General features: G+C 37.5%; 32 protein-coding genes. 3 read left to right on the top strand and 29 right to left on the bottom strand.

Translation table 11 applies throughout. The features are described from left to right. Positions 1–75 precede the first annotated feature (75 nt). The 11 genes from CHI06_RS04115 to spoIIIAA form a co-directional block, all read right to left on the bottom strand. Positions 76–483: an Asp23/Gls24 family envelope stress response protein gene (locus CHI06_RS04115; protein WP_095247159.1), complete on the bottom strand. Its 408-nt coding sequence runs from the start codon at positions 481–483 to the stop codon at positions 76–78. A 17-nt stretch (positions 484–500) separates the two neighbouring features. After that, on the bottom strand, positions 501–1856 hold the full coding sequence (gene accC, locus CHI06_RS04110; protein ID WP_095247158.1) for an acetyl-CoA carboxylase biotin carboxylase subunit: 1356 nt from the start codon (positions 1854–1856) through the stop codon (positions 501–503). A 14-nt stretch (positions 1857–1870) separates the two neighbouring features. After that, positions 1871–2374 carry an acetyl-CoA carboxylase biotin carboxyl carrier protein gene (gene accB / locus CHI06_RS04105; protein WP_095247157.1) on the bottom strand — a complete coding sequence of 168 codons (504 nt, stop codon included), beginning with the start codon at positions 2372–2374 and terminating at the stop codon, positions 1871–1873. A 132-nt stretch (positions 2375–2506) separates the two neighbouring features. Beyond that, positions 2507–3061 (bottom strand): SpoIIIAH-like family protein, encoded by a 555-nt coding sequence (locus CHI06_RS04100; protein ID WP_095247156.1) that lies wholly within the window; start codon positions 3059–3061, stop codon positions 2507–2509. A gap of 15 nt (positions 3062–3076) precedes the next feature. Further along, complete coding sequence (spoIIIAG, locus tag CHI06_RS04095; RefSeq protein WP_095247155.1) at positions 3077–3727, bottom strand: stage III sporulation protein AG; 651 nt, start codon at positions 3725–3727, stop codon at positions 3077–3079. A gap of 4 nt (positions 3728–3731) precedes the next feature. Beyond that, positions 3732–4349: a stage III sporulation protein AF gene (gene spoIIIAF, locus CHI06_RS04090; RefSeq protein ID WP_095247154.1), complete on the bottom strand. Its 618-nt coding sequence runs from the start codon at positions 4347–4349 to the stop codon at positions 3732–3734. An 11-nt stretch (positions 4350–4360) separates the two neighbouring features. Further along, positions 4361–5560: a stage III sporulation protein AE gene (gene spoIIIAE / locus CHI06_RS04085; RefSeq protein WP_095247153.1), complete on the bottom strand. Its 1200-nt coding sequence runs from the start codon at positions 5558–5560 to the stop codon at positions 4361–4363. 37 nt (positions 5561–5597) lie between these two features. Next, positions 5598–5987 carry a stage III sporulation protein AD gene (gene spoIIIAD, locus CHI06_RS04080; protein ID WP_095247152.1) on the bottom strand — a complete coding sequence of 130 codons (390 nt, stop codon included), beginning with the start codon at positions 5985–5987 and terminating at the stop codon, positions 5598–5600. Positions 5988–6003: 16 nt separating this feature from the next. Next, positions 6004–6207 (bottom strand): stage III sporulation protein AC, encoded by a 204-nt coding sequence (gene spoIIIAC, locus CHI06_RS04075; protein WP_007084610.1) that lies wholly within the window; start codon positions 6205–6207, stop codon positions 6004–6006. Positions 6208–6218: 11 nt separating this feature from the next. Then, on the bottom strand, positions 6219–6734 hold the full coding sequence (spoIIIAB, locus tag CHI06_RS04070; RefSeq protein ID WP_095247151.1) for a stage III sporulation protein SpoIIIAB: 516 nt from the start codon (positions 6732–6734) through the stop codon (positions 6219–6221). After that, complete coding sequence (gene spoIIIAA, locus CHI06_RS04065; RefSeq protein WP_095247150.1) at positions 6735–7658, bottom strand: stage III sporulation protein AA; 924 nt, start codon at positions 7656–7658, stop codon at positions 6735–6737. It abuts the gene before it with no gap. A 141-nt stretch (positions 7659–7799) separates the two neighbouring features. On the opposite strand from spoIIIAA, the gene CHI06_RS04060 reads away from it, so the two are divergent. Then, complete coding sequence (locus tag CHI06_RS04060) at positions 7800–8474, top strand: SIMPL domain-containing protein (RefSeq protein WP_095247149.1); 675 nt, start codon at positions 7800–7802, stop codon at positions 8472–8474. 48 nt (positions 8475–8522) lie between these two features. Here CHI06_RS04060 and CHI06_RS04055 read toward each other — a convergent pair whose 3' ends face one another. The 16 genes from CHI06_RS04055 to CHI06_RS03975 form a co-directional block, all read right to left on the bottom strand. Next, on the bottom strand, positions 8523–9032 hold the full coding sequence (locus tag CHI06_RS04055; protein WP_095247148.1) for a TlpA family protein disulfide reductase: 510 nt from the start codon (positions 9030–9032) through the stop codon (positions 8523–8525). A gap of 21 nt (positions 9033–9053) precedes the next feature. Continuing rightward, positions 9054–9179 carry a CcmD family protein gene (locus CHI06_RS04050; protein WP_095247147.1) on the bottom strand — a complete coding sequence of 42 codons (126 nt, stop codon included), beginning with the start codon at positions 9177–9179 and terminating at the stop codon, positions 9054–9056. A gap of 13 nt (positions 9180–9192) precedes the next feature. Beyond that, entirely contained in the window at positions 9193–9954 is a 762-nt protein-coding gene (locus CHI06_RS04045) for a cytochrome c biogenesis protein (protein WP_095247146.1), read from the bottom strand. A gap of 3 nt (positions 9955–9957) precedes the next feature. After that, positions 9958–10632 carry a heme exporter protein CcmB gene (locus CHI06_RS04040; RefSeq protein ID WP_257009160.1) on the bottom strand — a complete coding sequence of 225 codons (675 nt, stop codon included), beginning with the start codon at positions 10630–10632 and terminating at the stop codon, positions 9958–9960. Further along, entirely contained in the window at positions 10632–11336 is a 705-nt protein-coding gene (locus tag CHI06_RS04035) for an ABC transporter ATP-binding protein (protein ID WP_095247144.1), read from the bottom strand. The genes CHI06_RS04040 and CHI06_RS04035 overlap by 1 nt, the downstream gene beginning before the upstream one ends. 23 nt (positions 11337–11359) lie before the next feature. Then, positions 11360–12355, bottom strand: coding sequence for a hypothetical protein (locus tag CHI06_RS04030; RefSeq protein WP_095247143.1), 996 nt, complete (start codon positions 12353–12355; stop codon positions 11360–11362). Then, positions 12352–12729, bottom strand: coding sequence for a hypothetical protein (locus tag CHI06_RS04025; protein ID WP_095247142.1), 378 nt, complete (start codon positions 12727–12729; stop codon positions 12352–12354). The genes CHI06_RS04030 and CHI06_RS04025 overlap by 4 nt, the downstream gene beginning before the upstream one ends. 12 nt (positions 12730–12741) lie before the next feature. Further along, positions 12742–13245, bottom strand: a complete 504-nt coding sequence (locus tag CHI06_RS04020) for a cytochrome c-type biogenesis protein (protein WP_095247141.1) — start codon at positions 13243–13245, stop codon at positions 12742–12744. Position 13246: 1 nt separating this feature from the next. After that, positions 13247–15229, bottom strand: coding sequence for a heme lyase CcmF/NrfE family subunit (locus CHI06_RS04015; protein ID WP_095247140.1), 1983 nt, complete (start codon positions 15227–15229; stop codon positions 13247–13249). A gap of 15 nt (positions 15230–15244) precedes the next feature. Then, the gene (locus tag CHI06_RS04010) at positions 15245–15709 is read right to left on the bottom strand and encodes a cytochrome c maturation protein CcmE (protein ID WP_095247139.1); all 465 of its coding nucleotides are present in this window, start codon (positions 15707–15709) and stop codon (positions 15245–15247) included. 14 nt (positions 15710–15723) lie between these two features. Then, positions 15724–16794 carry a hypothetical protein gene (locus CHI06_RS04005; protein WP_095247138.1) on the bottom strand — a complete coding sequence of 357 codons (1071 nt, stop codon included), beginning with the start codon at positions 16792–16794 and terminating at the stop codon, positions 15724–15726. A gap of 318 nt (positions 16795–17112) precedes the next feature. Next, positions 17113–17766 (bottom strand): c-type cytochrome, encoded by a 654-nt coding sequence (locus CHI06_RS04000; RefSeq protein ID WP_095247137.1) that lies wholly within the window; start codon positions 17764–17766, stop codon positions 17113–17115. A gap of 10 nt (positions 17767–17776) precedes the next feature. Continuing rightward, positions 17777–18226, bottom strand: coding sequence for a PCYCGC motif-containing (lipo)protein (locus tag CHI06_RS31040; RefSeq protein WP_373558131.1), 450 nt, complete (start codon positions 18224–18226; stop codon positions 17777–17779). A gap of 191 nt (positions 18227–18417) precedes the next feature. Then, positions 18418–18981, bottom strand: a complete 564-nt coding sequence (gene efp, locus CHI06_RS03985; RefSeq protein WP_095247134.1) for an elongation factor P — start codon at positions 18979–18981, stop codon at positions 18418–18420. A 20-nt stretch (positions 18982–19001) separates the two neighbouring features. Next, entirely contained in the window at positions 19002–20063 is a 1062-nt protein-coding gene (locus CHI06_RS03980) for a M24 family metallopeptidase (protein WP_095247133.1), read from the bottom strand. A gap of 102 nt (positions 20064–20165) precedes the next feature. Next, the gene (locus tag CHI06_RS03975; protein WP_095247132.1) at positions 20166–20663 is read right to left on the bottom strand and encodes a YqhR family membrane protein; all 498 of its coding nucleotides are present in this window, start codon (positions 20661–20663) and stop codon (positions 20166–20168) included. A 332-nt stretch (positions 20664–20995) separates the two neighbouring features. Between CHI06_RS03975 and CHI06_RS03970 the strand changes: the two genes are divergently transcribed. Then, positions 20996–21388 (top strand): SA1362 family protein, encoded by a 393-nt coding sequence (locus tag CHI06_RS03970; RefSeq protein ID WP_179292530.1) that lies wholly within the window; start codon positions 20996–20998, stop codon positions 21386–21388. Positions 21389–21425: 37 nt separating this feature from the next. Here the strand turns inward: CHI06_RS03970 and CHI06_RS03965 are convergent, their stop codons facing one another. Continuing rightward, positions 21426–22310, bottom strand: a complete 885-nt coding sequence (locus tag CHI06_RS03965) for a patatin-like phospholipase family protein (RefSeq protein ID WP_095247130.1) — start codon at positions 22308–22310, stop codon at positions 21426–21428. Positions 22311–22399: 89 nt separating this feature from the next. After that, a complete protein-coding gene (gene splB, locus CHI06_RS03960) occupies positions 22400–23425 on the bottom strand; it encodes a spore photoproduct lyase (RefSeq protein ID WP_095247129.1) in 1026 nt (341 codons plus the stop codon). Positions 23426–23620: 195 nt separating this feature from the next. Between splB and CHI06_RS03955 the strand changes: the two genes are divergently transcribed. Further along, the gene (locus tag CHI06_RS03955; protein WP_095247128.1) at positions 23621–25411 is read left to right on the top strand and encodes an urease accessory protein UreH domain-containing protein; all 1791 of its coding nucleotides are present in this window, start codon (positions 23621–23623) and stop codon (positions 25409–25411) included. The last annotated feature ends 163 nt before the right edge of the window (positions 25412–25574 follow it).

Below are 25574 nucleotides of genomic sequence, written 5' to 3'. Positions count from 1 at the left end.
GTCTCGTGCCTTCCGTTCCAATCAACGAGTTAACTAAATCAATAATTAACTAAAACACAGCCTTTGTTTAATATATTATATCTCTTCTTCTACTTCTGGTTCTGGTTTTTGGGTTTCGAATGAGATTCCTACAACGTGTATGTTTACGGCTTCAGCCTCTAGAGCTGTCATGTTGAGTAATGCTTGACGAATGTTATCCTGTATTTTCCCTGCTACAGTTGGGATAGATACCCCAAATTTCATTAAGCAGTATACGTCAACTGTAATTCCTTCTTCTGATAATTCCACCTTAACACCTTTACCGTGGTTTTTCTTCCCGAGCCGTTCTACTACACCTGTTGCAAAGTTTCCACGCATTTGCGCAACTCCCTCGACCTCGGAAGCAGCAATACCTGCGATGACTTCAATGACTTCTGGTGCAATTTCAACTTTGCCGTGGCCGCTATTACCTTGATTCATTTCCAGTACATTATACTCGCTCATAAAGTACACCTCCAGATTTAGATAGACTTCATCACATCATGTAACTCAAGAAATTTCGTATTGAACTGTCCCTCTACGAAGTTTTCATGCTCAAGCAATTTTAAATGGAACGGAATGGTAGTGTGAACACCCTCAATCACAAATTCACTTAACGCACGTTTCATTCGTGAGATTGCTTCTTCCCTGCTATTACCATATGTGATGACCTTTGCAATCATAGAATCATAATAAGGTGGAATCGTATAACCAGGGTATGCAGCTGAATCAATTCGTACACCAAAACCGCCAGGTGGCAGGTACATATTTATTTTTCCTGCTGAAGGCATGAAGTTCTTCTCAGGGTTCTCTGCATTGATTCGGCATTCTATTGCCCAGCCTTTAAACGTAACATCCTGTTGCTTTACTGTTAATTTTTCTCCAGAAGCAACTCGAATTTGCTCCTTAATAAGATCAATACCTGTAACCATTTCAGTAACTGGGTGCTCCACCTGTATCCTTGTATTCATTTCCATAAAGTAATATTTACGATTGCGGTAGTCATATATAAATTCTACCGTTCCTGCCCCTGAATAATCAACCGCTTTTGCCGCTTTTACTGCAGCATTTCCCATTTCTTCACGAATTTCTCCATCTAATGCTGGTGAAGGAGACTCTTCTAAAAGTTTTTGCAGCCTCCGTTGAATCGTACAGTCCCTTTCTCCTAAATGGACAGTATTTCCATAGGAATCTGCCAGAACTTGTATTTCAACATGGCGGAAATCCTCAATATACTTTTCTATGTATACTCCAGGATTACCAAAAGCGGTTAGAGCTTCTTGCTGTGTGATATTAATACCCTTAACGAGTTCCTGCTCATTTTTTGCAACACGGATACCTTTACCGCCTCCGCCAGCAGTTGCTTTGATGATTACCGGGTATTGTATTCTTTTTACAAGCTCGAGTGCTTCATCGATATCATTTATGATTCCGGTTGAACCCGGTACAATCGGAACCCCTGCTTCACGCATGGTTTCCCTTGCAATATCTTTCGTACCCATTTTGGTAATTGCTTCAGGACTAGGTCCCACGAAGGTAATATTACATTCACGGCAAAGCTCTGCAAAATCGGCGTTTTCAGCTAGAAAACCATATCCTGGATGGATAGCGTCACAAGCTGTTAGTTTTGCTACACTAATTAAATTTGTTACATTTAAGTAACTATCTTTTGATAATGTCGGTCCTATGCAATAGGCTTCGTCTGCAAGCTGTACATGAAGAGCTTCACGGTCTGCCTCGGAGAAAACGGCAACAGATTCAATGCCCATTTCCCTGCAAGCACGAATAATTCTGACAGCTATTTCTCCTCTATTTGCAATTAACAGTTTCTTTATCATCCTGTTATCGCTCCTTATTCCGGCTTTACTAAAAATAATGGCTGCCCATATTCTACTAATTGGCCATTTTTCACTAAAACTTCAACGATTTCACCATTAACTTCAGCTTCAATTTCATTAAATAATTTCATTGCTTCAACAATACATACGATAGAATCCTTCGTAACAACTGAACCTGCTTTTACATATGAATCTGCTTCTGGTGTTGGTGAGCCATAAAAAGTCCCTACCATAGGGGAAGTGATTTTGTGTAAATTTGATGTATCAGCTGGAGTCGCTGCACTATTGTTTGCTGCTTCCTGTTGTTCTACTTGCACAGGTGCTACGGAAACTGCAGCTGGTTGAGTTACAGGGACAACCTCAACTGATGCTCGTGGTAATGATTGTACTGCAGTTACTGTTGTTCCAGTATTCTTTTTCATTTTTATTTTGGAACCTTCATTTTCATAAACGAATTCATCGATACTGGACTGGTCAACTAATTTTATTAATTCACGAATTTCTTGTACTTTTAACAATCTGAACACTCCCTGTCCTACAAAAATTAAGACTAACTACTAATACTATACGCTAATTCCTTGTTGAAGTTCAATATTCTTCTTATCAATCCTCAAAAAAAGGAAAGCCGCCGGCTTTCCTTTTTGTTTGGTTTATTTAGTTGGCTGGAATTCTACCGCTACAAAATTAGTTTCACCAATTTCTTTCTTAACCATTTGAATAATCGCATTTGCTTCTGATTTAGAAGACTCTTTCTTAGACTTCACAATAATTTTAACCGTTGTACCATCTGCTCTCACTAATGCGTCTTCATAATCCATGGCTTTAATTAATGTTTCAAGCATTTCTTCTTTTTTTGCAATTTCAGATAGCTTTTGCATTTGGTCAACCGCCTCACTTCTTTCATCAGCAGGCAGATCAGTTGTTGCTACCACGGTGTTTAAATGTTCTTTTAATTCACTGCGCTCATCTTGAAGTTGCAAACGAAGTGCTTCAAATTCTTCGTCACCAGCAACTTGTGAAATAATGGTATCGGCATCTTTGGCTTCAGTATCTGTTTTTGTTTCTTTTTGGTCAGCTTTTTCTTCCTGCTTTACTGCTGCAAGTTCGTTGCTTTTTTGTTCAGGAGAGGTAATGTAATAAACGGATAATACAACCACCAAACTTAACATTGTTAATAACCAAACTGTTTGTTTTTTCAATAGCATTCGTAAATCCCCCTTTTATTTTTTAGGCATAACGGCAACGCGATGACTAGGTACATCAAGCGCTCTTGTTACTGCCTCAATAATCCATTTTTTCACTTGAATATTTTCTGCACCTTTAGCTACTACAAGCACTCCACGAATGGCTGGTTTTTGATATTCAACCACGATTGGTACCTCTTTCTCTCCTTCACGAATAATGACTAATTGCTCATCGGTGGAGGTATCCTGTACTTTCCGCTCTCCACCCTCGTTGTCTTTTTCCTCTGTTGTCTGAGATTTTGTTACTGTGTTTTTCTCAAGCACCTTCTTGTCAGTTGAATCAATATTCACCACTACCATTACATCGTCTACACCCAGCATTTCTTCCAGTGCATTCTTAAGCTGTTTCTCATATTCTTCTTCGTAACCAGAAATTGTTTTATTATTTGAATCTTTCTTTAGGCTAAAAGCCTCAACCTCTGACGTTTCTGCCTGGCTCGTGGTTACTGCCTTACTGTCAAGAGGCGCTGATTTATCCGAGAATAGTACATTACCAACAATCATGAAGGCAGCACCGATACAAAGTACCAGAATCATATATTGATATTTCCCAGACTTTTTATCAGAAGTTTCACCCTTTGAGACTAGGTTTTTAAGCCATGAAAATGGTCCCTTATTATTTTCCATTCTGCTATTTCATCCCCCCTTCAACCGAGACTTCAATTACTTTTTCGGTTACATTCCATTGTTGCGAAAGAAATGCGGCGACTTTTTCTGATTCCTCTGTTTGATCTTTAGATGGAAGAGGCGTTTCTGTATCAATGCTTACTGGTTGAACGGCTTCGACTGTGGTAGCTTTTGTTTCAGGCTGCTTTAAGCGAACTGCAACCATTTCGAGATTTTCAGGGAATGATTCTTGACTATCATCCTTGGTTGTTAGTTCTATTTTTGCGATTTCCAAACCAAATTGTTCCATCAACTCCTCTTCTACTCCCTTTTCAAGCTGGACAGCCATTGTTTCTAAAATATATGCATGATTGGAGGCTTGTATTTCTTTTTTCTGCAATTCTATTAAATTTTCCATATTTTTTTCGCCTGGACCCTGGAAAGAGGGAATCTGAGCCATTGCTGTTTCAAAATCCTTAGAGATTAACTTAAAAATAGGTGTAAGGATTATGGCTATTAGCAGAAGCCCTGTAACCATTTTTGTATATTTTTGCATACTTGTATTTGGAAGCAGCATATCAATAACGGTTGCCAAGAGGATAAAAAGAATAATATTCGTTACCCATTCTATTAAAAATTCCATAACGTTCTCCCCTATCTCATCATCATCGTTAGATTCCCTGCTGCAACAATAACGGTAATACTTAAAAAGAACATGAGAGAGACGATACCTAATGCAGCAAAAACATAAATAACACTTTTGCTAATAATATCTAAGCATTTAATAACGGGTCCCCCGCCTAATGGCTGTAAAATAGCAGCAGCAAATTTATAAATAAACGCGATCATTAAGATTTTAATAGCCGGGAAAGCAACAATGATGAGCAGGATACCGACACCCGCTATTCCAACAGAATTCTTCAACAATCCTGAGGCACTCACTACTGTGTCCGCCGCATCAGTAAAGATTCTGCCAATGACAGGAATAAAGTTACCTGTCACAAATTTTGCCGTACGAATGGCCACTCCATCTGTTATTGCTGTGGAAGCACCCTGTACGGAAATGACCCCAAGAAAAACAGTTAAGAAAAGCCCCATTAAGCCAATACTCCAGTTTCTTAACAGCTGCGCAAGCTGCGTCACCTTATACTGGTCGGACATTGTACTTACGATACTCAAAAGAGTAGCTAAAAAAAGAAGTGGAAGAATGACATATTGCATGAACATCCCGCTGATATTCATTAAAAACAAAATAACAGGATGGAAGAAAGCTGCTGAGATGATTCCGCCCGATGAAGCAATCAGGGCTAATAAGAGCGGTATAAGCGCAAGCACAAAGGAAATCATGCTCCCAATCGCCTCATTGGTATACTCTATGACGATATGAAAACTATTAAGGGCAATAATTACTAGGACCATATAGACAATGGAATAGGCAACTTTACTAATCGTGCTGCTTTCAAACGCATTTTGCATAGATTGGAGAAACATACTGAATATGGTAAGAAGAATCAAAGAACCAAGTAATTTTCCATTTACAACAAATTCATGAAATAGGAATTTTAGAACTCCTTGTGTCCAATCCTTGAAGGAGAACTTCTTATCTCCTTTTACAAAATCATACAAACTGCCTTTCTGGCTTTCTGGGAGGAAGCCGCCGTATTTACTTTGAATATCCTCCCAATATTGTTTAAGCTCTGTTAAGTCCATGGTTTTAAGCTGTGCATCTACTAATTCTTGTGGCGAGAGAGGTGTCGAGGCATCTTTTTCTACTTCGTTAGCTTGTACACTTGTTGAGGTAAATAAAAATAATAATAGAATCATAATGGGAATAATCTGCAGCCTTTGCTTCATCATTTTTCACCTCTAATTTTCAAAGAAAATGACCCTTCTAGCTTGGAATCAACTTGATTATGGTTTCGATCATGACCGTTAAAATTGGGATTGCCATCGCAAGAATTAACACCTTTCCAGCAAGTTCGATTTTTGAAGCTACTGCACCCTGACCTGCGTCCTTTGTAATTTGAGAGGCAAACTCCGCAATATAGGCAATTCCAATAATCTTAAGTATGGTCTCTACGTAAACTAAATTCACATTTGCATTCACTGCCAGCTTTTCAAGCATATGGATAATTTCATAGATTTTATCGACTAAAAACAGGAAAATGCTGCAGCCAACAAATACGATTAAGAGGAAGGCGAAATTAGGTTTTTGCTCTTTTATTATTAAGGCAAGGAAGGTTGCGACAAGAGCCACTCCAACTATTTTAATAATCTCAATGGCAAAGCCCTCCTTTCTATTGAAACAAGAAGACAGATTTTATTTTCTGGAAGAGATCATCTACAATTGAAGCAACTTGAAACAAAATGTAAATAAAGCCGAATAAAGTAACCCACTGGGCATATTCCTTTTTCCCAACCTGATCAAGAACTGTATGCAAGAATGCTACGACTATTCCCACACCGGCAATTTTAAAAATAATATCCACTTCTAAGCCCATTGCTTTTCCCCCTAAATTAATAAAATAATCAGTAATAATCCTGAAAAGAAACCTAAACTCTTCACCATCTTTTCGTATTTTGCTTGGCTTTCAACTGCGTCCGCTTCTTCTCTTTCGAGATGGGAAAGAGTTAGCATAATATGTTTTTGCTGGGAAAAGCGATCATGCCGACCTAGGGTTTCCCCAAATTGTTTCATAATCTCAAATTCACCTTGTTTAAAAGCTGTCTGTTTCCAGACCTCCTTCAAGCTGTCTTCCCAGGCATCCTTGACTGTGGTTTCAGTATCTGTGAGTTTCTTTGCAAACCCTTCAAAGAAGGATGATAATGGCTTTGATAATTGCGCTGCCAATCTCCTTGCAGCCTCATGCAAAGGTGTATGACCATACATGATTTCAGCTTCAAGTGATTGAAGCGCAGATCTTAATTGTCTAAGCTGTCTGGGACGTTCGCTTAAATGTTTGGCAACTTCAAATCCTGTCCAAGTAGTAGCAAGAATAATAAAAATGGCACCAATTATTTTAACCATTTACGTCACTCTCACTTTTTGACTGAGTTCTTTTCCATTACCGTCTAAAATATGTGTAATCGTTCCCGGTCCGTGAGCCCTGCTTAGGACAATAAATCGCTGGAAAATGTTTTGGTCTATAATAGACTTTAGTGAAGGTCTATTTTTCGCTTCTTCTAGGCTTGTGCCATGAGTGGTCATGATTAATTTTATGCCTGCATGAACGGCTTCTTGAATTGCTTCCGCGTCTTCCATTCGACCAATCTCATCTACAACCAACACGTCGGGACTCATTGAACGAATCATCATCATCATCCCCTCAGCTTTTGGGCAGGCGTCAAGCACGTCTAACCGGTGCCCAAACGTCATTTGAGGGATTCCATGTACACAACCTGCTATTTCCGAGCGTTCATCAACAATTCCTACCTTATTTGCGTGTACCCCTTTTTCTTGGTTTCCAGATGAAATAATTCTAGCAATATCCCGTAACAATGTTGTTTTTCCGGTTTGTGGCGGACCAACAATCATCGTATGCATCCATGAATGATTGAAAATAAAAGGAATAATCTTATCTGCGATACCTATCTTTTCCTTGGCAATCCGAATGTTAAAAGAAGCAATATCCCTTATCGCCTTTACCTTTCCTTCTTCAAGGATGACCTTTCCTGCAAGTCCAATTCTATGGCCGCCTGAAACCGTTATATACCCCCGTTTTAACTCTTCCTCAAGTGTATAAATTGAGAATTGGCTGATTTTATTCAATAAGTTGAAAGCATCCTCTTGCCGAATAATGTACGATAGAAACATTGGAGCTCCTTTCATCGTAATTTCTATTGGGCGGTCGATGCGAATTCTGATTTCTTCCAATTCATCTTTTTGACTAGGAGGGATTTTACTGATTTGGTCTGCAATGTTTTTTGGTAAGAATTTTAGGATTGTTTCCACATATCTTCCTCCTTGCGAGTTGCTTGTCTCATTATTTAAAATGTATGCCTTTCGATACGCAATATGACTAGATTGCTAGGAATACTTCATAAAGTAAAACGTAATTTATGTAGTAGGGAATATAATTGAGGGGGAAAATTCATGTACATTCAGAACCCTGGAGACCGGAATACACTATCTCTACGGAACAACCTAATAAAAGTGAAGGGTGAAGGAGAAATTGCCGTACAGCCAGATACAGCCACCGTTAATTTAGGTGTAGTAACTGAAAGCAAAGAACTCATTAGTGCACAGCAGCAAAATTCAATTGTTGGGAACAAGGTGATTGATTCTCTCATTGCTTTAGGTATTGATAGAAATCAAATTCAAACGTTTGATTATCGAATTGAACCCAACTATGACTATGATCAAGGAAAACAAATATTTCGAGGATATAAAGTAACACATATATTGGAGGTAAAAATCGATGATTTATCTATTATAGGAAAAGTAGTAGATACTGCGGTTCAGAACGGAGCAAACCATGTTGCTAATGTTCAATTTACAACGAGATACAAGGATTCTTATTACCAACAAGCACTTGTCATGGCTTTAAATAATGCAACCAGCAAAGCAAAAACCATAGCCAATACCTTAAGAGTAACACTCAATCCCACGCCCATTCTGGTGACAGAAGGCACAGACGTGATTCAGCCCTTTGAGAGCCAACACATTGCGTTTGCAAAAGGAGTCAGTACAACACAAATTCTACCGGGACAGCTTCTAATTAAAGCAAGTGTATCAGCTGATTATAAATATCATCCTATTAGTGGATAAAAAAAGGATTGAATCACTGTAAAAGTGGTTCAATCCTCTTTAAAACTATTATTGATCGTACTTTTTTACCATTCCATATAATTGGGCTGATGTAACCGGACCATTGTAATGCTCTCTTATTACTCCTTGTCTATCGATGACAAACGTTTCTGGCTGCCCTGTAACATTATACTTTTTTGCAATTTTGGAATTGTAATCAAATACATAGACGGCAGGCGTGTTATATTTTTCGAGGAACTTTTTCACTCGGTCCATTGTTTCGCCCTTGTTAATCATAATTAATCGGTATTGATCGCCGTAATCCTTTGCAAATGCCTCAAGTTCTGGAGCTTCATCCACACATGGTTTACACCAAGATGCAAAATAATTTAAGATGATTATTTCGCCTTTGTAATCAGAGAGCTTCGTATTGGTTCCATCTAAATTTGGTAATTCGAAATTATAGGCTTGGTCACCGACATCGGTATTGTCACCTTTACTAGCCAAACTATACCCGAAAAAGCCAAACATTCCAATTAATAGAAACAATACGAGTAAGTTTATGACACGTCTGCTCATCATGCTTCCTCCTAACAACCCCTATTTATCTAGTTGTTTTAAAAACTCAATATCTTTTTTCAGGCTGCTATGACGCTTTCCAATGAGAAGCATATAACCAAAAATAACTAACCAAACAACTGAATAGGCTCCATACATGAATTCCATATTAAAATTCCTCCTAGTTTTCTAATCTTTCACGTAATTTCTCTTTGTACTGGTCAACTTTAATTTTCATATTTTCAAAGGATACCCCCTTATGAAGAAGGTAGGCATAAAGGAAAGTAAAGGCCGTAATCGTTACCAATAAAGCAACGAGCATACTTGGTGCTATTCCACCGCCTTGTTGTGATGGACCATCTCCAAATACGATTGGATGGAATTTAGATTGCCACCAGCGAATCGCAAAGAATACAATGGGAACATCCGCAAATCCGATAATTCCAAATACTGCAGCTAATCTAGCTTTCTTATCCCAAACACCATCCATCTGACGAACCATTAAATATGCTACAAAAAGGAAGAAAAGGATTAGTGTAGTTGTTAGGCGTGGCTCCCAAGCCCACCATGTATTCCATGAAGACTTTGCCCAAATAGGACCTGTCGTTAATACAATGATTGTAAATACAACACCAATTTCAGCAGATACATAGGCGTATGTATCATAAATTCGTTTGCGTTTTATTAGAAATAAAATACTGAAGACAAATGTTACAAAGAAAGCTAAAAATGCTACCCATGCTGATGGAACATGCATATAAAATATCTTTTGTACGGCTCCCATTGTCTTTTCTATTTCTGCATAAAGGAAAATAAAGTAGAATGCCGCCAACATGGTAGCTACCATACCGCCATATAATATTTTGGTAAGCAGCGAACTTTTTATAGGTGCCAAATCTGTCACCTTTAGTGGCGCCTTTTTTCTTTCAAGATTCATACTCATCTATTAAACCTCCAGAACGTACTCAATTAGTAAAAAGCATAGTACAAAGAAAATTACATCATAGGCGGCGACCAATTGCAGCCAAGCAATAGCACTTGGTAATTTCTCCATATTAGTAAGAATGATTTTTGTTGCTTGGGTAACACCAATTAATACCGGGCTTGTCATTGGGAAGAGCAAAAGCGGTAATAACATCTCACTGCTCTTAGAATTAGAAGCTAATGCAGCCAAGAATGTTCCAATTGCAATGAATCCAAAACTCCCAACAAACAACACTAAGATAAAATATAAAATACTGCCATTCACTTTAAAATCAAATAATAAAAATAGGAAGGGAATCGCGACAATTTCTACAATTAATATCATCGAGAAGTTTGCCATGAATTTGCCTAAATAAATACTAGAGGCTTCCATTGGTGCAACCAATAAACCATGCATAGTATCATTTCGCTGCTCAGAAACTAACGAGCGATTAAGGCCTAAAATTCCCGAAAATACAATGATTATCCAGACAGCACCTGGAATCACTGCTTTTGTCGTATTGTTTGCTGGATCAAAAGCAAAGCTTAGGATTAAGATGACTAGCCCAGCAAATATAATCATCGTACCCAAAACTTGTTTTGTTCTGAGTTCAGAATAGATATCTTTTTTTGCAATTGTGAGGGCTGCTCTAAACATTATGATACTCCCTCCACTAACACCTGGTATTTTTCAGAAACTAAACCTAATGATTTATTATTGTTGCTAAAATCATCAGCTATCTTTCCGTTCTTCACAATAATAATTCGATCACAGATTTCAGCTGCTTGTTTGAAATCGTGAGTAACCATTAATGTGGTACATCCCTTTTCTTTCATGGAAAGAACAACATTATTTAGAATCGTAATCGCACCTTGATCCAATCCTGTATGAGGTTCGTCTAGAAGCATGATTTTCGGCTCATGGATAATGGCCCTTGCTATCGCAATCCTTTGGATCATTCCACGCGAGAAATTCTTAACTGGTTCATTAATGAAGAATGACAAGCCTACCTCTTTTACCAATTGTCTTGCTCTATTTTCAACGTCCTTGACACCATATAACTCTCCAAAAAACAGTAAATTTTCTAGTGGTGTGTAATGATCGTAAAGCAAGCTGGAATGCGGTAAATATCCAAACAGTTTTTTCACTTCTATATGATCCTTTTTAAGATCCAATCCGTTAATTTTCACAAGGCCTGAAGTAGGCTTTATTAATGTTGCCAGCACTTTTAAAAGTGTACTTTTTCCCGCTCCATTTGGACCAAGAATAGCAACTGTTTCACCATGTTTGATGGATAGGTCAACACCTCGAAGAATTAACTTATTGTCGGCTTGCTTTGTAAGCTTCTTTATTTCAATCATCAAGTATCCCTCGCATTCCGACGTTACTCTACAAATTGGCGTAAATTCATCTTAACTTGTACTAAATGCTGCTTATATGCAGAAAGTTTGGCTTGATAATCCTCTTCTGTCATATTTCCATCATCGAAATTTTCTTCTAATTCAAGGATTTTATCCATAATTGCTTTTTGCTTAGCCATTAAATTCTTAAATGCATTCTCTTCCGTGTCAGCACCAAGTCTCTTCTCTTCTGCTCTTGCCTTCATTCTAAAGTAAGCAAAATAGGAGAGCGCTGCGATAATAATAGCAGCCATTACAATTAAGAAAACATGTGGATCCCAACTTCGCAACGGTGATTGTGACCACATACGAAGATGACCAGGGTTATGGAAGGCCGGTGCTGTTTTTGTTACATTCCCACTAGTTTCACTGACACCTTGTTCTGTAGAACCTTGGGCTTCACTTGTTGATGGCTGTTTATCTTTGTCATAAATCATTGTAAAGGCTTGTTTTGCTTGGATGCCTTCAACACTGTATCCCTGATAATTTTGATCATCCATCTTGAATAGCCCTTGATTGGTGGCGGTTATGTTCTTAAATTCAATACTACCCATTCCCTCAGGAACAAGAATTTGCATCATTTGAACAGGATAGTCGAAGCTCAGGTTAATTTCCTCGCCCTTTGAGATTCTGTAGCTATATGGCAAAACAACGGTCTGATTGGCTGGGATAGGATCTGTTGTGATGAAGCCTGTATCAACCTGTTTTTGAGCAATTTTGTTATCTAAAAAGGTAAATCCTGTTGCTCCTGTCGGAATAGTGACATTTAGTACTGCTTCATCCTTGCCGTCACCTTTAATTTCCTCTGCTGAAGTATTGGTATAGTTCACCATATTCATCATATTAGTTGACCCATCTTCTGCAGGGCTGACGACTATGTAATGCATATCAACGGATATCGCTGATTCCCCTGCTGCCATGCCATTTAATGGAATGAGCAGCAGCAGTCCGAGGAGGAAAACGGTGACTTTCTTAATCACTTTCCTCCCCCCTTATTATTCTTATGACTCTTCATTGTCTCTTCAATTTCACTTTCTATTTCAGCCATTAAATCCTTGTCAACTGATTGAGATCTTATTTGCTCTTCTTCTTCCTTCATAATGCTGACAACTTGGGATTCATATTGCTTCTTTAGATTTTTGTAATCTACGTGGGAAATTTTATCCATCTTATATTCAAACTCTAGCTCATTCAGTGTGGATAAAAGCACTTCTTTATTGGAAGCAGAATCCTGACCCTTATTCGCAAAACTTAAATATGAATTCCAAGAAAAGAAGGGTGCAAGAACAAGTAATAAACAAATGAGCACAAGAGCTGCGGTAAATATCATTGTAATGATCGAAATTTCTTGCATTATGTTCACATCCTAAAGATACTTTTTGCGTTCTTCTTCAATCATAGATGAGAGGATTTCTTCTTCCACCTCATCCTTTTCGATTTCGTTGTCCAGGGTTAATTCATCCGTTCCTTTTTTCTTCACCCATTTACGAATGATGAAGAATACTGCCACACCTGCTATAGCCAAAGCCGCAAAAGGCATTATCCAAGCAACTAAACTGAACCCGCTTTTTTCTGGGGCAGTTAAAATTTCTTCACCGTAAATATTGACGTAGTATTCACGAATCTTGTCTTTATCCCACCCCTTATTCATCATTCCAACGATGTCTTCCTTAAACCCAATTGTGAGATTACAAGTCTTAGGATCGCATTCAAAATGGTCTTGACCACAGCCGCAGGTACACATGAATTGAGACGCAGCTGCTTCGAATTCCTTAGATTTGTAGTCGAACTCTTTTGCTTCTACTTGAAAAATTGATGCCTGAAAAATAAAGGCTATTAGAAGGAGTCCAATATAAATTTTATTTTTCACATTAAGACACCTCTTTGCGTACTCCTGTGTATCTTGGAGTAATATTTTGATATTTTCCATTCCACAATGCAAACAATGATCCGATAACAATCATAAAGGATCCAATCCATAGCCAAGCAATCATTGGATTAACTTTTACAATAAAGGTTGCTTTTCCATCATCCTCCCAATCACTTAATACAACGTATAAATCCTCTTTTAAGGATGTGATTAGTCCAACTTCTGATGATGGCTGGTCCCAGTTGCCATAGAATACTTTTTCAGGCTGGATATTTCCAATACGTTTACCGTTTTTGAAAACTGTCATTTCCGCATAAACGATATCATTAATACCTTCCTTTTTTTGATCAAGACGCTCGTAATTAATACGGTAATCCTTCAATTCAATGGAATCCCCTAAGTTTACTGTTTTCATAGTTTGTACATCATAGTTTTGCGAACCGATAATACCCATTGCTATAAACGCTATACCAATATGGACAATGTAACCACCATAGCGCCTGCGGTTTTTTGTCATCAAGCGATAAAGTGAAAGATAAACTTTTTCACTTGTCATTTTCCTTCTTGCTTTAACTCCACGATAAAACTCAAGGAAGTGAGTAATGAAGAGAAGAACAATAACTCCAAAGCCAATAACTGCCCAAGCTTTTTGTATTCCAAGTACAACCATTAAAGCCATTGCTGCAACAGCAAGAATTGCTGGAATAAGGAAGTTTTTCTTTAAGTTTTTTAATGATGACCTTTGCCATGCAAGTAATGGACATACCGCCATTAAAAACATCATAGATAATAGAATTGGAGCTTGAACAGTATTAAAGAATGGCATCCCTACTGTAACCTTTGTACCGCGTACAGCTTCTGATACTAATGGGAATACTGTTCCCCAGAACACACCAAACGCCGCTCCCACCAACAATAGGTTATTAATTAAGAAACTGCTTTCTTTTGAAATATAGGAATTGAACTCACCTGCACTACGTTTAAGCAGGTTGTACCGGCTCATTAAGACATACAATGCCCCAATAACCATTACACCCATAAAGATTAGGAAGTATAATCCAAGATTTGAGTTAGCAAATGCGTGAACCGATGTAAGAACACCACTTCGTACAAGGAATGTTCCAAATAATGTTAATGCATAAGAAGTAATAATTAAGCTTATGTTCCAAATCTTTAACATGTTTTTCCGTTCTTGAATCATAACTGAGTGTAAGAACGCAGTTGCCGTTAACCATGGCATAAAGGATGCATTTTCAACTGGATCCCATGCCCAGTAACCACCCCAGCCAAGCTCGATATAAGCCCACTGGCCGCCAAAAATATTACCTAGACTTAAAAACAACCAAGCAATAATAGTCCAGCGTCTAGTCATTTTAATCCAGAAGTCATCCACGTTTTTCAATAAAAGTGCTGCCATTGCAAAGGCAAATGGAATGGCGAGACCTACATAACCAAGGTAAAGTGTAACAGGATGGATAATCATTCCCGGGTTTTGCAGCATTGGGTTTAAACCATGACCTTCAATCGGAACTTGATCCAACAGTATAAATGGTTTTGCAACAAATCCAAGGATTAAAAAGAAGAATACGATATTTCCTAATAGAATGGCGGAAATATACGGAACCATTGGATTTCCTCTCATTTTGCGTGAGAAGGAAATCATTACAGTGTAAAGAACTAGGAAGAAAGTCCATAATAGCAATGAGCCTGAATTCCCCGCCCAGAGCGCTGTTAGTTTGTAAATAATTGGAAGCTCACTACTAGTGTAATCAGTAACATATTCATATTGAAATTGTGATGTAGCAAGCAAATAAAATAAGGACAGCATTGCCATAGAGGCGCAAACTAGGATAGCGATTACTCCACCCTTACCGCTATTAATTAATTTTTGATTTTTAGTGCTAATCCCCAGCGTGATGATGAGGAGTGAATAGATTGCAAGCGCTAAGCCTACATAAATTGTTGCATTAGCAAATAAGTACATATCGTCACCTTCTTATTATTTTGCCGTTTCTGGTTCTGTTGGTGGCTGATCTAATAACTTTTTATGCGCTTCTGGATCATAGTTTTCAACATCTTCACCCTCATATTTAGAAGGACATCTTGTTTTAACTGTTTCAGCGACAAATGTATTTTTCTTAGTAGGTGCGCCTTGGAGAATAACAATAACACCTTTAGAGAAGTTATCTGGCCTTGTGCCGTTGTGGATAACATGCATTAGGTTTCCTTCGTTATCTTCTAAATCAAACTTCAATTCGATTTTATCTGGGTTCCATTTAATAGATTCTTCGATTAAAAGACCTTCTACCGTTACAAAATCATCTTTATGTTTTTCTTGGTTAGCCAAAAGCTCTTTCATCGTTAATTCGATGCCGCTTGATCCTGGTGTAGCTGCCATAAGTAAGAAAACGATTGCCCCTGCGATAATAAATCCACCTAGCATAACGATTGTGTTCTTTTTCACACCCATTCACCCCATTAAATTAATTTTTTCATTTCTTCATCGTAGGTTTCTTGATCAATCTTTCCAGTTAGAAGCTTTTTACGTAATTCCTTTTTATCGTCAACACTAATTGACTTCGTTTCTTTTTTACCTTGTTGCTTTTTTGGGTGTTGAATCGCTGCTTTAGAACTAGGTGCTTTAGGTGCAGAATATGATTTTCCTTTTAAACCCAAGTAAATAAACACACCAGCTATGATGATGGCGATTCCAATAACGACTGCACCCCCAATTCCTATTATTGGCCTGTCAGAGTTACTGCCTGTTGTTGTGCTGCCGCTCTTACCATTAGTAAGTTGATCTGTTGCTGTACCTTTAACACCAGTATGATTTTCATCATTGGGTGGTTGTTTCTCATTTATAGCGTCTAGAGTAGATTTGAAACCATCTTTTTGATAGGTAAATGAATATTTATAGCTTTCTCCTACTTTTACATTTTTGTATTGGTAATAGAACAGCTCTTCACCATATTCACTTTTCGTATTGTTTGGCGCCTTCGGCTCTAATGTAATCTCTTTTGCCTCCATTGGAGCATAGAAGATTACATCTAATGTTCCAATCTCTGTTGGGTTACTATATTCGTATGTAAAGCTTCTTTTATCCTTTACATCTACTGCGCTCGTATAATACTCGACAACGAATCTATATGATTCATTATTCTTAATTGCTTTTGAAGGTTTCCAAGAAATAGTTCCCTTTTCCTTATCTACATCAAATGGCCGTTGTACTTCGGGCTTATTGTCTTCAGGAAATTCAGCAACTAAGTACGCTTGGAAGCCTTTTTCACTAGCTGGAACAGCCAATTCAACTTTCCCATCAAAATCCTGCCCGCTTTTGTTTGTAAAAGTTCCATATTGTCCCACTAGTAAAGATGGGGTATCTTTTTCCCAACCTTCAGGATAATCAAACTCTGGCATTACCTGAATTTGCATTTCCGTATAGGGAAACTTCTCTGGCTGAAAGGTTGTTTCGGCCATAGCGTTTGAAATGATAAAACTTGATAAGAATGAGGTAATTACAAATAAAGCCAACAACTTTTTTTTAAGCATGTTAATCCTCCTTGAGCTCCTATAAAAAGCTATTTTTCACTATAGCCCTCTTTGAAATAAATATAATATTAATCATCTGTGTATAGTTGATTCACTTATGAACATTTTGTAAAAGGGTTCTAAACGTTACGTTTTTGTCAAAAAATGCCCACAGAATGTTCACATTTATCAACCTGCCATAGTTATCGCCCTGTTTTTTATATATCCCAACTAGTACTATAACCCCAAACCCATTTACCTAATTGGCATGAAAATGAACGTTTTGTTAATTAATTTGCATACTAAAAAACCCTGAATCCGAAGATCCAGGGTTTTCCGTTATTTTCCTTCTAATGAACGGATATAGGTTACAATATCCGTAATTTCTTCTTTCTCAAGCTGTCTTACTCCATCAAGACCCTTTAATGACGCTGCCATTCTAGTATCGTCGCGGCCATATGCTGTACCAATCCAAATTTGCTTATCCGTAGTAAATTTCAAGAATTGTGGATTTGATAGAGCTGTTCCCATCTTTAATTTACCGCTGCCTGCTTCGCCATGACAGTTAATGCAATATAAATTATATAATTTTTCACCATTAACAATATTACCTGCAATTGTTTTAGGAACCTCAAAATCGATTTCTTCAGACTGCCAATTCCTAATATAAGCAACAACACTATTTAATTCAGCCTCTGAAAGTCTTGGTCCATAGCTTGGCATTCCTGTACCTTCCCTGCCAACTTTTACACTATTGAAAATGTCTTTGTTACTAACAGCATTTAAATACTGTTGATTATTAATGGCCGTGCCCGCATTTTTACCTTCACCTTTTCCATTTTCACCATGGCAAATCAGGCACTGCTTGTTATAAATCTTTTCACCTGCGGCAATAGCTTCACCATTCTTGCTGTTAAAAATATCACTATTAACGATACAAATAATAATGCCTATAAAGATAATGATGTAAAGGCCATAAAGTATTTTTTTCATAGGTTATCCCTTACTTAGGTTCTGGCGTCGGAGTTGGCTCCCCAAAATCTTGATACTTCGTAGTGATTAAGTCATATATTTTCTTAGGGCTTTTACCGTCTAAATGCATCTCTACCGCCTCCCGGGCGATATCTATACAGACGTCTCAGGATATACTCATTGAATCCCAGCCGGTAACGGCATTGTTTTCTCCAAATGAATCAATATAGCAATCCAGATTACTTTCATGCCCATCTTGTGCATAACAGCCGCAATAACAAGGAACACCTGCTACTACTTCTGGGTAGTTCGATACCATAGCGTACGTTTCCTGAATTAAATCAGAAGAGTTTAAAACATAATCTGGTAATGGTAAATGCTTTTTATCTAAAGTCACATTCGTCTCCTTGGAGTTACCGCAGGCTGCAATTAGTAGACCAATAGCCGTACAGAGAAACAAGAGAGAGAGAATTTTTTTCATTGTTGTGTCACCCCTTTTGTTTATATGTTTGTAATTCTACTTAATTTTAGCAAAAACTAATCAGCTAAATAGAAACTAATTATTACTATTTAGTGAAGTTTTCACAATAGGGAAAGTAATAAACTTTTCACCATAAATAAACAAAAAAAACTAAGGCCATCAGTTTCGGCCTTAGTTTTTTGGGAACTATTTTATTGTGCACGAGAAACATAAGATGCTTCAGTTGTATTGATAATTAATTTATCACCTTGATTAACAAAGAAAGGAACTTGAACTGTAAGTCCTGTTTCAAGGGTTGCAGACTTGGTTCCACCTGAAGAAGTATCACCTTTTATGCCTGGCTCTGTTTCAGTAACTTCTAGCACAACAGTATTTGGCAGTTCTACACCAAGTGTTTCATAGTTAAACATCATGATGTGGACTTCCATGTTCTCTTTTAAAAACTTTAATTCATATTCGATATTGTTTGCTGGCAGCTCAACCTGCTCGTATGATTCCATATCCATAAAAATATGCTGATCGCCGCTTGCATATAGATACTGCATTTTACGATTATCAATTTGTGCTTTTTCAACTTTCTCACCAGCACGGAACGTTTTTTCTTGAATCGCACCATTACGAAGGTTACGAAGCTTAGAGCGAACAAATGCCGCTCCTTTACCTGGTTTTACATGTTGGAAATCAAGAACGCGCCAAAGACCGCCATCCACTTCAATTGTCAATCCTGTTTTAAAATCATTAACAGAAATACTCATGTTTTATCCTCCTATGTCTATTACAAAATGATAAGTTCTTTTGTAGAATGAGTAAAAGCTTCGTTATGGTCTTTCGTAATGAGAGTATCATCCTCAATCCGGACCCCGCCAAGACCTGGTATGTAGATACCTGGTTCAACAGTAACAATCATGCCTGGTTCTAGAACCATATCTGAACGCATAGAAAGCGTTGGACCTTCATGGACTTCAAGACCAATACCGTGACCGGTTGAATGACCAAAGTATTCTCCATAACCCTTTTCTGTTATGTAATCTCTGGTAAGTGCATCTGCCTCTTTACCTGTCATTCCAGGCTTTATACCAGCCATTCCTCTAACCTGCGCTTCTAGAACAACGTCGTATATCTCCTTCAGCTTTGCCTCAGGTTCTCCCACTGATACCGTTCTTGTAATATCAGATACATAACCGTTATAATAGGCACCAAAGTCCAAGGTTACAAAATCTCCTTTTTCTATGACTTTGTCACTTGCAACTCCATGTGGAAGAGCTGAGCGATAACCTGACGCAACAATAATATCGAAAGAAGAAGATGTTGCTCCTGCTTTTCTCATAAAGAACTCTAATTCATTGGATACTTCAAGCTCCGTTTTTCCTGGTCGAATAACATCCAATATATGCTTAAATGCAGCGTCGGCAATATCCGCTGCTACCTTTAATATCTTAATCTCTGGTTCTGTCTTAATCAAGCGTAACTTTTCAATTACACCTGAAACAGGAACAAGTTCTGCTTCAACTTCTTTTTCATAAGCTTTATAGGTAGCAAATGATAAATGATCCTCTTCAAACCCAAGTTTTTTTATCCCAAGTTTTTTTGCTTGCTTTGCAACCTCATCAACAAGCGTTCCGGTCATTTTGACAATCTCATAACCTTCGCATTGGTTTGAAGCTTGTTCAACATAACGGAAGTCCGTAATAAATTGTGCTGTGTCAGCACTAATGAGAACTACCCCAGCCGAACCAGTAAAGTTTGTCATATAGCGACGGTTGAATTGACTTGTAATTAAAAAACCATCAATTCCATATGTAGAAAAACTTGATCTTAATTTATCTATTTTTCCCATCTTCTCCCACTCTCCCGTATGTAATCCAGTAACAAATATTGCTTTGTTCTTTAATATCAAAAATATTTTAACACATCTCAGTCTATAAAGACTAATAAAGCGTTAAGAGGCTGTCTCATTTTCCTCCATTTGATTAATTTCATACTCATAGTTAATGGAATAACCAATAAATAAGCCATAAACCAAATATAAACAAATCGAAGTAATGACCGTATTACGACTCAAGTCTAAAAACGGCTTCATTTCTGAAAAAATGGGATTCAACACTAAGTACACGATTATGAAAAGTGCAATACCATATCCCAAGCCCAACCAAATACCATTAAATTTTTTTAGTGCAATAGAATAAACAAAAGCAGCACCAACCGATAAAATCCCAAGTAAAATAATTGATATGACAGTCCCCAGCCATTCATTTTTCCAATCCCCTAATGCCCATGGACCTAGTATGATATTAGGACGAATTTCAGTGAAATTGAAGTAGTATGCAAAAAAACCAATCGTCCCCCAAAATAGACCTCCAAACAAACCCGTCCAAAATACGACAGTAACAAAAGACATTGGTTTTGGATAATTTGACTTTTCAGGCCTTTTAGCCATATTAAATACCTCCTGTTAAATTAATACCTTACCCAATATGTAATCAACCTTATTATGCCCTTCCCACGTCAATCACTTGCATAGAATAAATTTTTTAATTGGAAATATTATGTCATCCTAGAGGTTTTTTCATATATGAAGTAGAATTAAATTAAGTACATACAATTTTTCATATCTCCTTCAATTTAAAATATCTCTTACTTTTGTAATGCAATACAAAAGAACTAGTTGAAGAGTGTTTATATTACAGCTTAAAGCTGAATAAAATATTAAAAACATTATTATTTTTGAGTTTAAAAAATTAAGAAAATGATTAAGATGCTGTTAGGGAGGTGGCTTTCTTGAAAAATCGGATTTCCGTTCCTTTGGTTGGTAGTGTTATTGTTTTAGGAATAATTGGCATTATTGCAGCATTTACAAGTGACCCTATTGGTTTTCTTAAGAATATCGTAGTGTTCGCATTGGTTGGTTTAGCCATTTATTTTGTTTTCAAACTAATTCGCAGGTCAAATCCTAGGAATAAAGAGCAGCAGGCCTTTATCAAAGCAGCTAAGAAGTCAAAAAGGCGTTTACAGACTAAAGGCGGCGAACAGTCTACAAAAGGTACATCTTTTGGTTCACTAACTTCTTTAAAGAGAAGCAAAATGACTAAAAAGAAATCCCCTGTTCACTTAACAGTTATCGATGGTAAAAAAGGCAAAAAGAAAAATCGAGCGTCTTTATAAGCGCTCGATTTTTTCTATTTCAGAGAAGTACATGCTTTTAATAACACCAAGACTTAAAAAACTTTATAGCAGCCTCTCTGCCTATCGCAAACAATTCCTGTTTCTTTTCATCTGTCAGATGGAACTCGATTGATATTCCCCCCTCCGAGGGAATAAAAATAATGTTTTTTGCATGTCTTTTAGATATATAACGTGAATCGTGTGCATCTTTCATCGTTTCAAACAGAGCAGCAAACAATTGAATGGCATTTTTGATTTTATGTTTTTCATGTTCGTATTCATCTGCACTTAATTTAATCCCGATTACTGGTCTCAACTTTTGAATATTTTCACGGTCGAATAACCACATTGGAAAATTACTTAATACCCCACCATCCACTATCAAATTAACTCCATCCATTGATTTCATTTTAACCGGTTCAAAAAAATATGGGATACTACAGCTCATTCGTACTGCTTTTGCGATTGAAAATGACTCAGGGGGAATACCATATTTAACTAAATCATCTGGAAGAACCATTAACCTGCCATTTGAAAGGTCAGACGCAATGATTCTTAAGTTTTGTGGCGGCAAATCTGAAAAGGTTCTTATTCCCTTAGCTGCTAATTTTTCTTCAATCCATTTTTCTAACTCGTTTCCTTTATATAAGCCTAACCTCCAATAAACAAACAACCATTTAGCTAGTGGAAAAGGAATAATCATTTTACGGGCATCGAGAAACTTTGTTAAATCCAACTCATCAAGAACTTGTTCAATCTCGGTACTTCCATAGCCTGCAGCAATTAATGCGGCAACAATCGACCCCGCACTCGTCCCTGCAACCCGCTCGAATTGAAAACCTCTGTTTTCAATTTCTTGAATGGCCCCAATAAGGGCAAATCCTTTTATTCCTCCTCCAGAAAAAACACCGTCTATTTTCATGGCAGTCACTCCTAAAGGTAACTCATTGTTACATCTTTAAGCAGAAGGTCCACGAAATAGTACGGTGTACAAGTTAAAAAATATTTTTTTTAAGTAAAATATTCAACAACTGCATTTGGAAAATATTCATTTATATATTGGCGAATGGTGGTTTCTAATTCATTTGCTTCTTCTGTTTGGTAGACGTATTTTCCAATTCCATAACGGCCCCATTTATATTTACGCTTTTCCTCATCCATTTCAAGCTTTGTTTTCGGGTACCTCTTTGCAATTACATTCTTTGCCGGCTTTGTAAAGCGATGCTGAATGAGTTCGAACGTTAAATTGGGTATTTCTATGCCTGAAAGCTCCTCTCTTAACCTCTCAAACAATTCACGATAGCCTTCCTTCCAATCTTCATGCAAATAAATGGGGGCGATAATAAACCCTAATGGGTAATTCGCCTTCGCAACCTTCTTTGCTGCTGACAACCGATCTTCAAAAGATGATGTACCTGGTTCAAAATTCTTTATCACATACCGCGAATTCACACTAAAACGAAACCTTGTCTTTCCATTATGATTGGCATCTAGAAGATGGTCTACATGATGGAATTTCGTTACAAATCGGAGCAGTCCAAATTCTGATTGTCCAATGAATTCAATCGTCTTCTTTAGTGAATGTGTTAAATGATCTAGTCCCACAATGTCTGAGGTACAAGCGGCTTCAAACCGGGTTGTCTCAGGCTTACGCTCATCCATGTATTTTTGAGCTTGTTCAAAGATATCCTCTAGATTTACATAGGTTCTAATATATGGTTTGCTTCCAAGTGTTGTTTGTAAATAGCAATAATGGCAATGCCCCATGCAGCCAGTGGCTAAAGGAATAGCATATTCTGCCGAAGGCTTAGAAGTATCAAATTTCAATGTCTTTCTGATTCCTACTACAAGGGCTGATTTTGCATTACGGTATTTTTGATTTTCATTATCACCCGGCAAATCACGAATCTGATTATGAGAGGTAGTCTCACGAATTTCAAGATTCAGTTTTTCAAATTTCTCTTTTAGTTCTCTTCCAAGAGGGTATTCCAATGCTCTAGGTTCAAAGTATACTAATTGAGGCATAAAAGGTTCCAAGTTGTTTCCTCTTTTCAAGCTGTTTTTTATAGTATGAACATTTAGTAATGATAAACATAGTTCAAAATTTGGATATTTTTTGTCTACAAATTGTTCACTTCCATACTCTCTTTCTTCATATCATCCACACAAAAATTCTCTATACTTTACCTATCATTTAGTTGGTTTCATTAATTAGTAAAGGTAGGGAACTTTATGAGTAAAATAAAAGAACGTATAAAGGTATATGAAATGACCTGTACTTCTTGCGAGAAGCGGGTTGAGAGGACCGTGAAAAAATTAGATGGGGTCCTCGGTGTAAAAGCTAGTTTTAGCGGTCAATTTGCGGAAATTGACTATGATGATCATTTTTGCGATGTAAAAAAAATTAAAAATGCTATTGAAAGTGTAGGTTATAGTACTGAAAGCCCTAAAGACTTTAAGTTTATTGGCATTATGATTGCAGTAGCAGCCGTTGTATTACTTGGAATCAACTCAGGGAATTACGATATGGAACCACAACTAAATAATGCTTCTTATGCTGTATTATTTGTAGTTGGAGTGATTACCTCTATCCATTGTGTAGGTATGTGCGGGGGAATTATGCTTTCTCAAAGTATTGGAAAAGAAAGCAAGAACAAATTTGAAGCCATAAAGCCAGCACTTTTATATAACGCCGGTAGAGTGGTCGCATACACGATATTAGGTGGGGTCATTGGTGCTATTGGTTCAGTTTTCGCCTTGTCCCTAACTGCTAAAGCAGGTTTGCAGTTATTTGCTGGTGTTTTCATGATTATGATGGGCTTTAATATGGCTGGTTTTAAGGCCTTTAGAAAATTCCAAATTAAATTGCCAAATGTGGCTTGTAGGGCAATGAGCAAACCAAGAGCACCATTTTTTGTCGGACTTCTCAATGGTTTAATGCCATGTGGTCCCCTACAAACCATGCAAATATTTGCACTAGGGACAGGCAGTGCTATAGCAGGTTCCTTATCGATGTTTATGTTCTCTATTGGAACAGTCCCGCTCATGCTGACATTTGGAGCATTATCAGGGTTGTTGACCAAAGGGTACACAAAAAAAATACTAAAGTTTAGCGGTGTGTTAATCATTATGCTCGGCCTTATTATGAGTAACAGAGGGCTAGCCTTGGCAGGCATGAATATCAGTCCAATGGCTATTATGTCCAGTGTGGGAGCCTTCGGTGATGCAAACGCCTCATCATCCTCATCCGATGAGATTAAAGCAACAATTAAAGATGGGGTTCAGATCTTGAATATGACTGCTAATGTTTATGGCTATACTCCAAAAACTCTTTATGTCCAAAAGGGAATGCCTCTTAAATGGGTTATTAAGGGTGAAGAAATTACTGGCTGTAATAATACGATTGTCGTGCCAGGTATGGATATTCAACAGAAGCTGCAAAGTGGAAATAATCTAATTGAATTCACACCAGGGAGTGATGATCTTAATTTTAGCTGCTGGATGGGAATGAAGCGTGGAGTAATTAAAGTTGTAGATGATTTAGAAGCTATCACGGCTTCAGGCAGTGACGGAGACGGGATTGATTCTGCGGTTACCGCACCCCCAGCGGAACCTGCTCAGCCTAGTATCTACGGTGACGATTTTAGTAAGGTAGCGACAGAGCGTTTTGTTAAAAAAGCAGAAGTGGCTGCTAACGAGCAGACAATTACAATAAAAGGAACTGGATATGAGTTTGAGCCGCTTATTATAGTGGTTCATAAAGGTGTCAATACAAAAATGGCTTTAGACCTATCAGCCTTTGATAATGCAGAAGGGTACTTTATGATTCTGAATTCATCAACAATGCAAATTGTTACCGATTTTACCGGTACAAAGGGGATCAATAATATTGAATTTACTATTATTAATAGTGGTTCATATGGTATCTACCTAAATGAAAAAGAATTAATAGGACTTATTGAAGTGGTTGATGATCTAAATACAGTGGACCTTGAAGAGATTAGAGCGAAATATATTCAATAATAAACTTATTTTCCCGCCATATTTATGGTGGGATTTTTATTTGTGAATTCGAACACAGAAAGCTAGCGATTTATTTAAATGAAGGCTGTGTTATATTGGGCTGTTGATTTGTGCTCCAGGCGCTTCGCTTTCCGCAGGCGGCTCGGGAAGCCTCCTTGACGCT

It is taken from the genome of Bacillus sp. 7884-1, assembly GCF_002272245.1.
GTDB lineage: Bacteria > Bacillota > Bacilli > Bacillales > Cytobacillaceae > Neobacillus.
Note: the sequence above shows the minus strand (reverse complement) of the source record. Positions and strands in the feature narration are given on the sequence as shown.

Excerpts from the sequence above, each read along its gene's own strand:
- CHI06_RS04015 (WP_095247140.1), bottom strand. The coding sequence starts at position 15,229 with ATGTACTTATTTGCTAATGCAACAATTTATGTAGGCTTAGCGCTTGCA.
- CHI06_RS03975 (WP_095247132.1), bottom strand. The coding sequence starts at position 20,663 with ATGGCTAAAAGGCCTGAAAAGTCAAATTATCCAAAACCAATGTCTTTT.
- spoIIIAG (WP_095247155.1), bottom strand. The coding sequence starts at position 3,727 with ATGGAAAATAATAAGGGACCATTTTCATGGCTTAAAAACCTAGTCTCA.
- CHI06_RS04025 (WP_095247142.1), bottom strand. The coding sequence starts at position 12,729 with ATGCAAGAAATTTCGATCATTACAATGATATTTACCGCAGCTCTTGTG.
- accC (WP_095247158.1), bottom strand. The coding sequence starts at position 1,856 with ATGATAAAGAAACTGTTAATTGCAAATAGAGGAGAAATAGCTGTCAGA.
- CHI06_RS04055 (WP_095247148.1), bottom strand. The coding sequence starts at position 9,032 with ATGAGCAGACGTGTCATAAACTTACTCGTATTGTTTCTATTAATTGGA.
- CHI06_RS04035 (WP_095247144.1), bottom strand. The coding sequence starts at position 11,336 with ATGATTGAAATAAAGAAGCTTACAAAGCAAGCCGACAATAAGTTAATT.
- spoIIIAF (WP_095247154.1), bottom strand. The coding sequence starts at position 4,349 with ATGGAATTTTTAATAGAATGGGTAACGAATATTATTCTTTTTATCCTC.
- CHI06_RS04115 (WP_095247159.1), bottom strand. The coding sequence starts at position 483 with ATGAGCGAGTATAATGTACTGGAAATGAATCAAGGTAATAGCGGCCAC.
- spoIIIAC (WP_007084610.1), bottom strand. The coding sequence starts at position 6,207 with ATGGGCTTAGAAGTGGATATTATTTTTAAAATTGCCGGTGTGGGAATA.
- CHI06_RS04060 (WP_095247149.1), top strand. The coding sequence starts at position 7,800 with ATGTACATTCAGAACCCTGGAGACCGGAATACACTATCTCTACGGAAC.
- spoIIIAB (WP_095247151.1), bottom strand. The coding sequence starts at position 6,734 with ATGGTTAAAATAATTGGTGCCATTTTTATTATTCTTGCTACTACTTGG.
- CHI06_RS04050 (WP_095247147.1), bottom strand. The coding sequence starts at position 9,179 with ATGGAATTCATGTATGGAGCCTATTCAGTTGTTTGGTTAGTTATTTTT.
- CHI06_RS03965 (WP_095247130.1), bottom strand. The coding sequence starts at position 22,310 with ATGAAAATAGACGGTGTTTTTTCTGGAGGAGGAATAAAAGGATTTGCC.
- CHI06_RS03955 (WP_095247128.1), top strand. The coding sequence starts at position 23,621 with ATGAGTAAAATAAAAGAACGTATAAAGGTATATGAAATGACCTGTACT.
- CHI06_RS04045 (WP_095247146.1), bottom strand. The coding sequence starts at position 9,954 with ATGAGTATGAATCTTGAAAGAAAAAAGGCGCCACTAAAGGTGACAGAT.
- CHI06_RS04005 (WP_095247138.1), bottom strand. The coding sequence starts at position 16,794 with ATGCTTAAAAAAAAGTTGTTGGCTTTATTTGTAATTACCTCATTCTTA.
- CHI06_RS04100 (WP_095247156.1), bottom strand. The coding sequence starts at position 3,061 with ATGCTATTGAAAAAACAAACAGTTTGGTTATTAACAATGTTAAGTTTG.
- CHI06_RS04000 (WP_095247137.1), bottom strand. The coding sequence starts at position 17,766 with ATGAAAAAAATACTTTATGGCCTTTACATCATTATCTTTATAGGCATT.
- efp (WP_095247134.1), bottom strand. The coding sequence starts at position 18,981 with ATGAGTATTTCTGTTAATGATTTTAAAACAGGATTGACAATTGAAGTG.
- spoIIIAE (WP_095247153.1), bottom strand. The coding sequence starts at position 5,560 with ATGAAGCAAAGGCTGCAGATTATTCCCATTATGATTCTATTATTATTT.
- CHI06_RS03980 (WP_095247133.1), bottom strand. The coding sequence starts at position 20,063 with ATGGGAAAAATAGATAAATTAAGATCAAGTTTTTCTACATATGGAATT.
- CHI06_RS04040 (WP_257009160.1), bottom strand. The coding sequence starts at position 10,632 with ATGTTTAGAGCAGCCCTCACAATTGCAAAAAAAGATATCTATTCTGAA.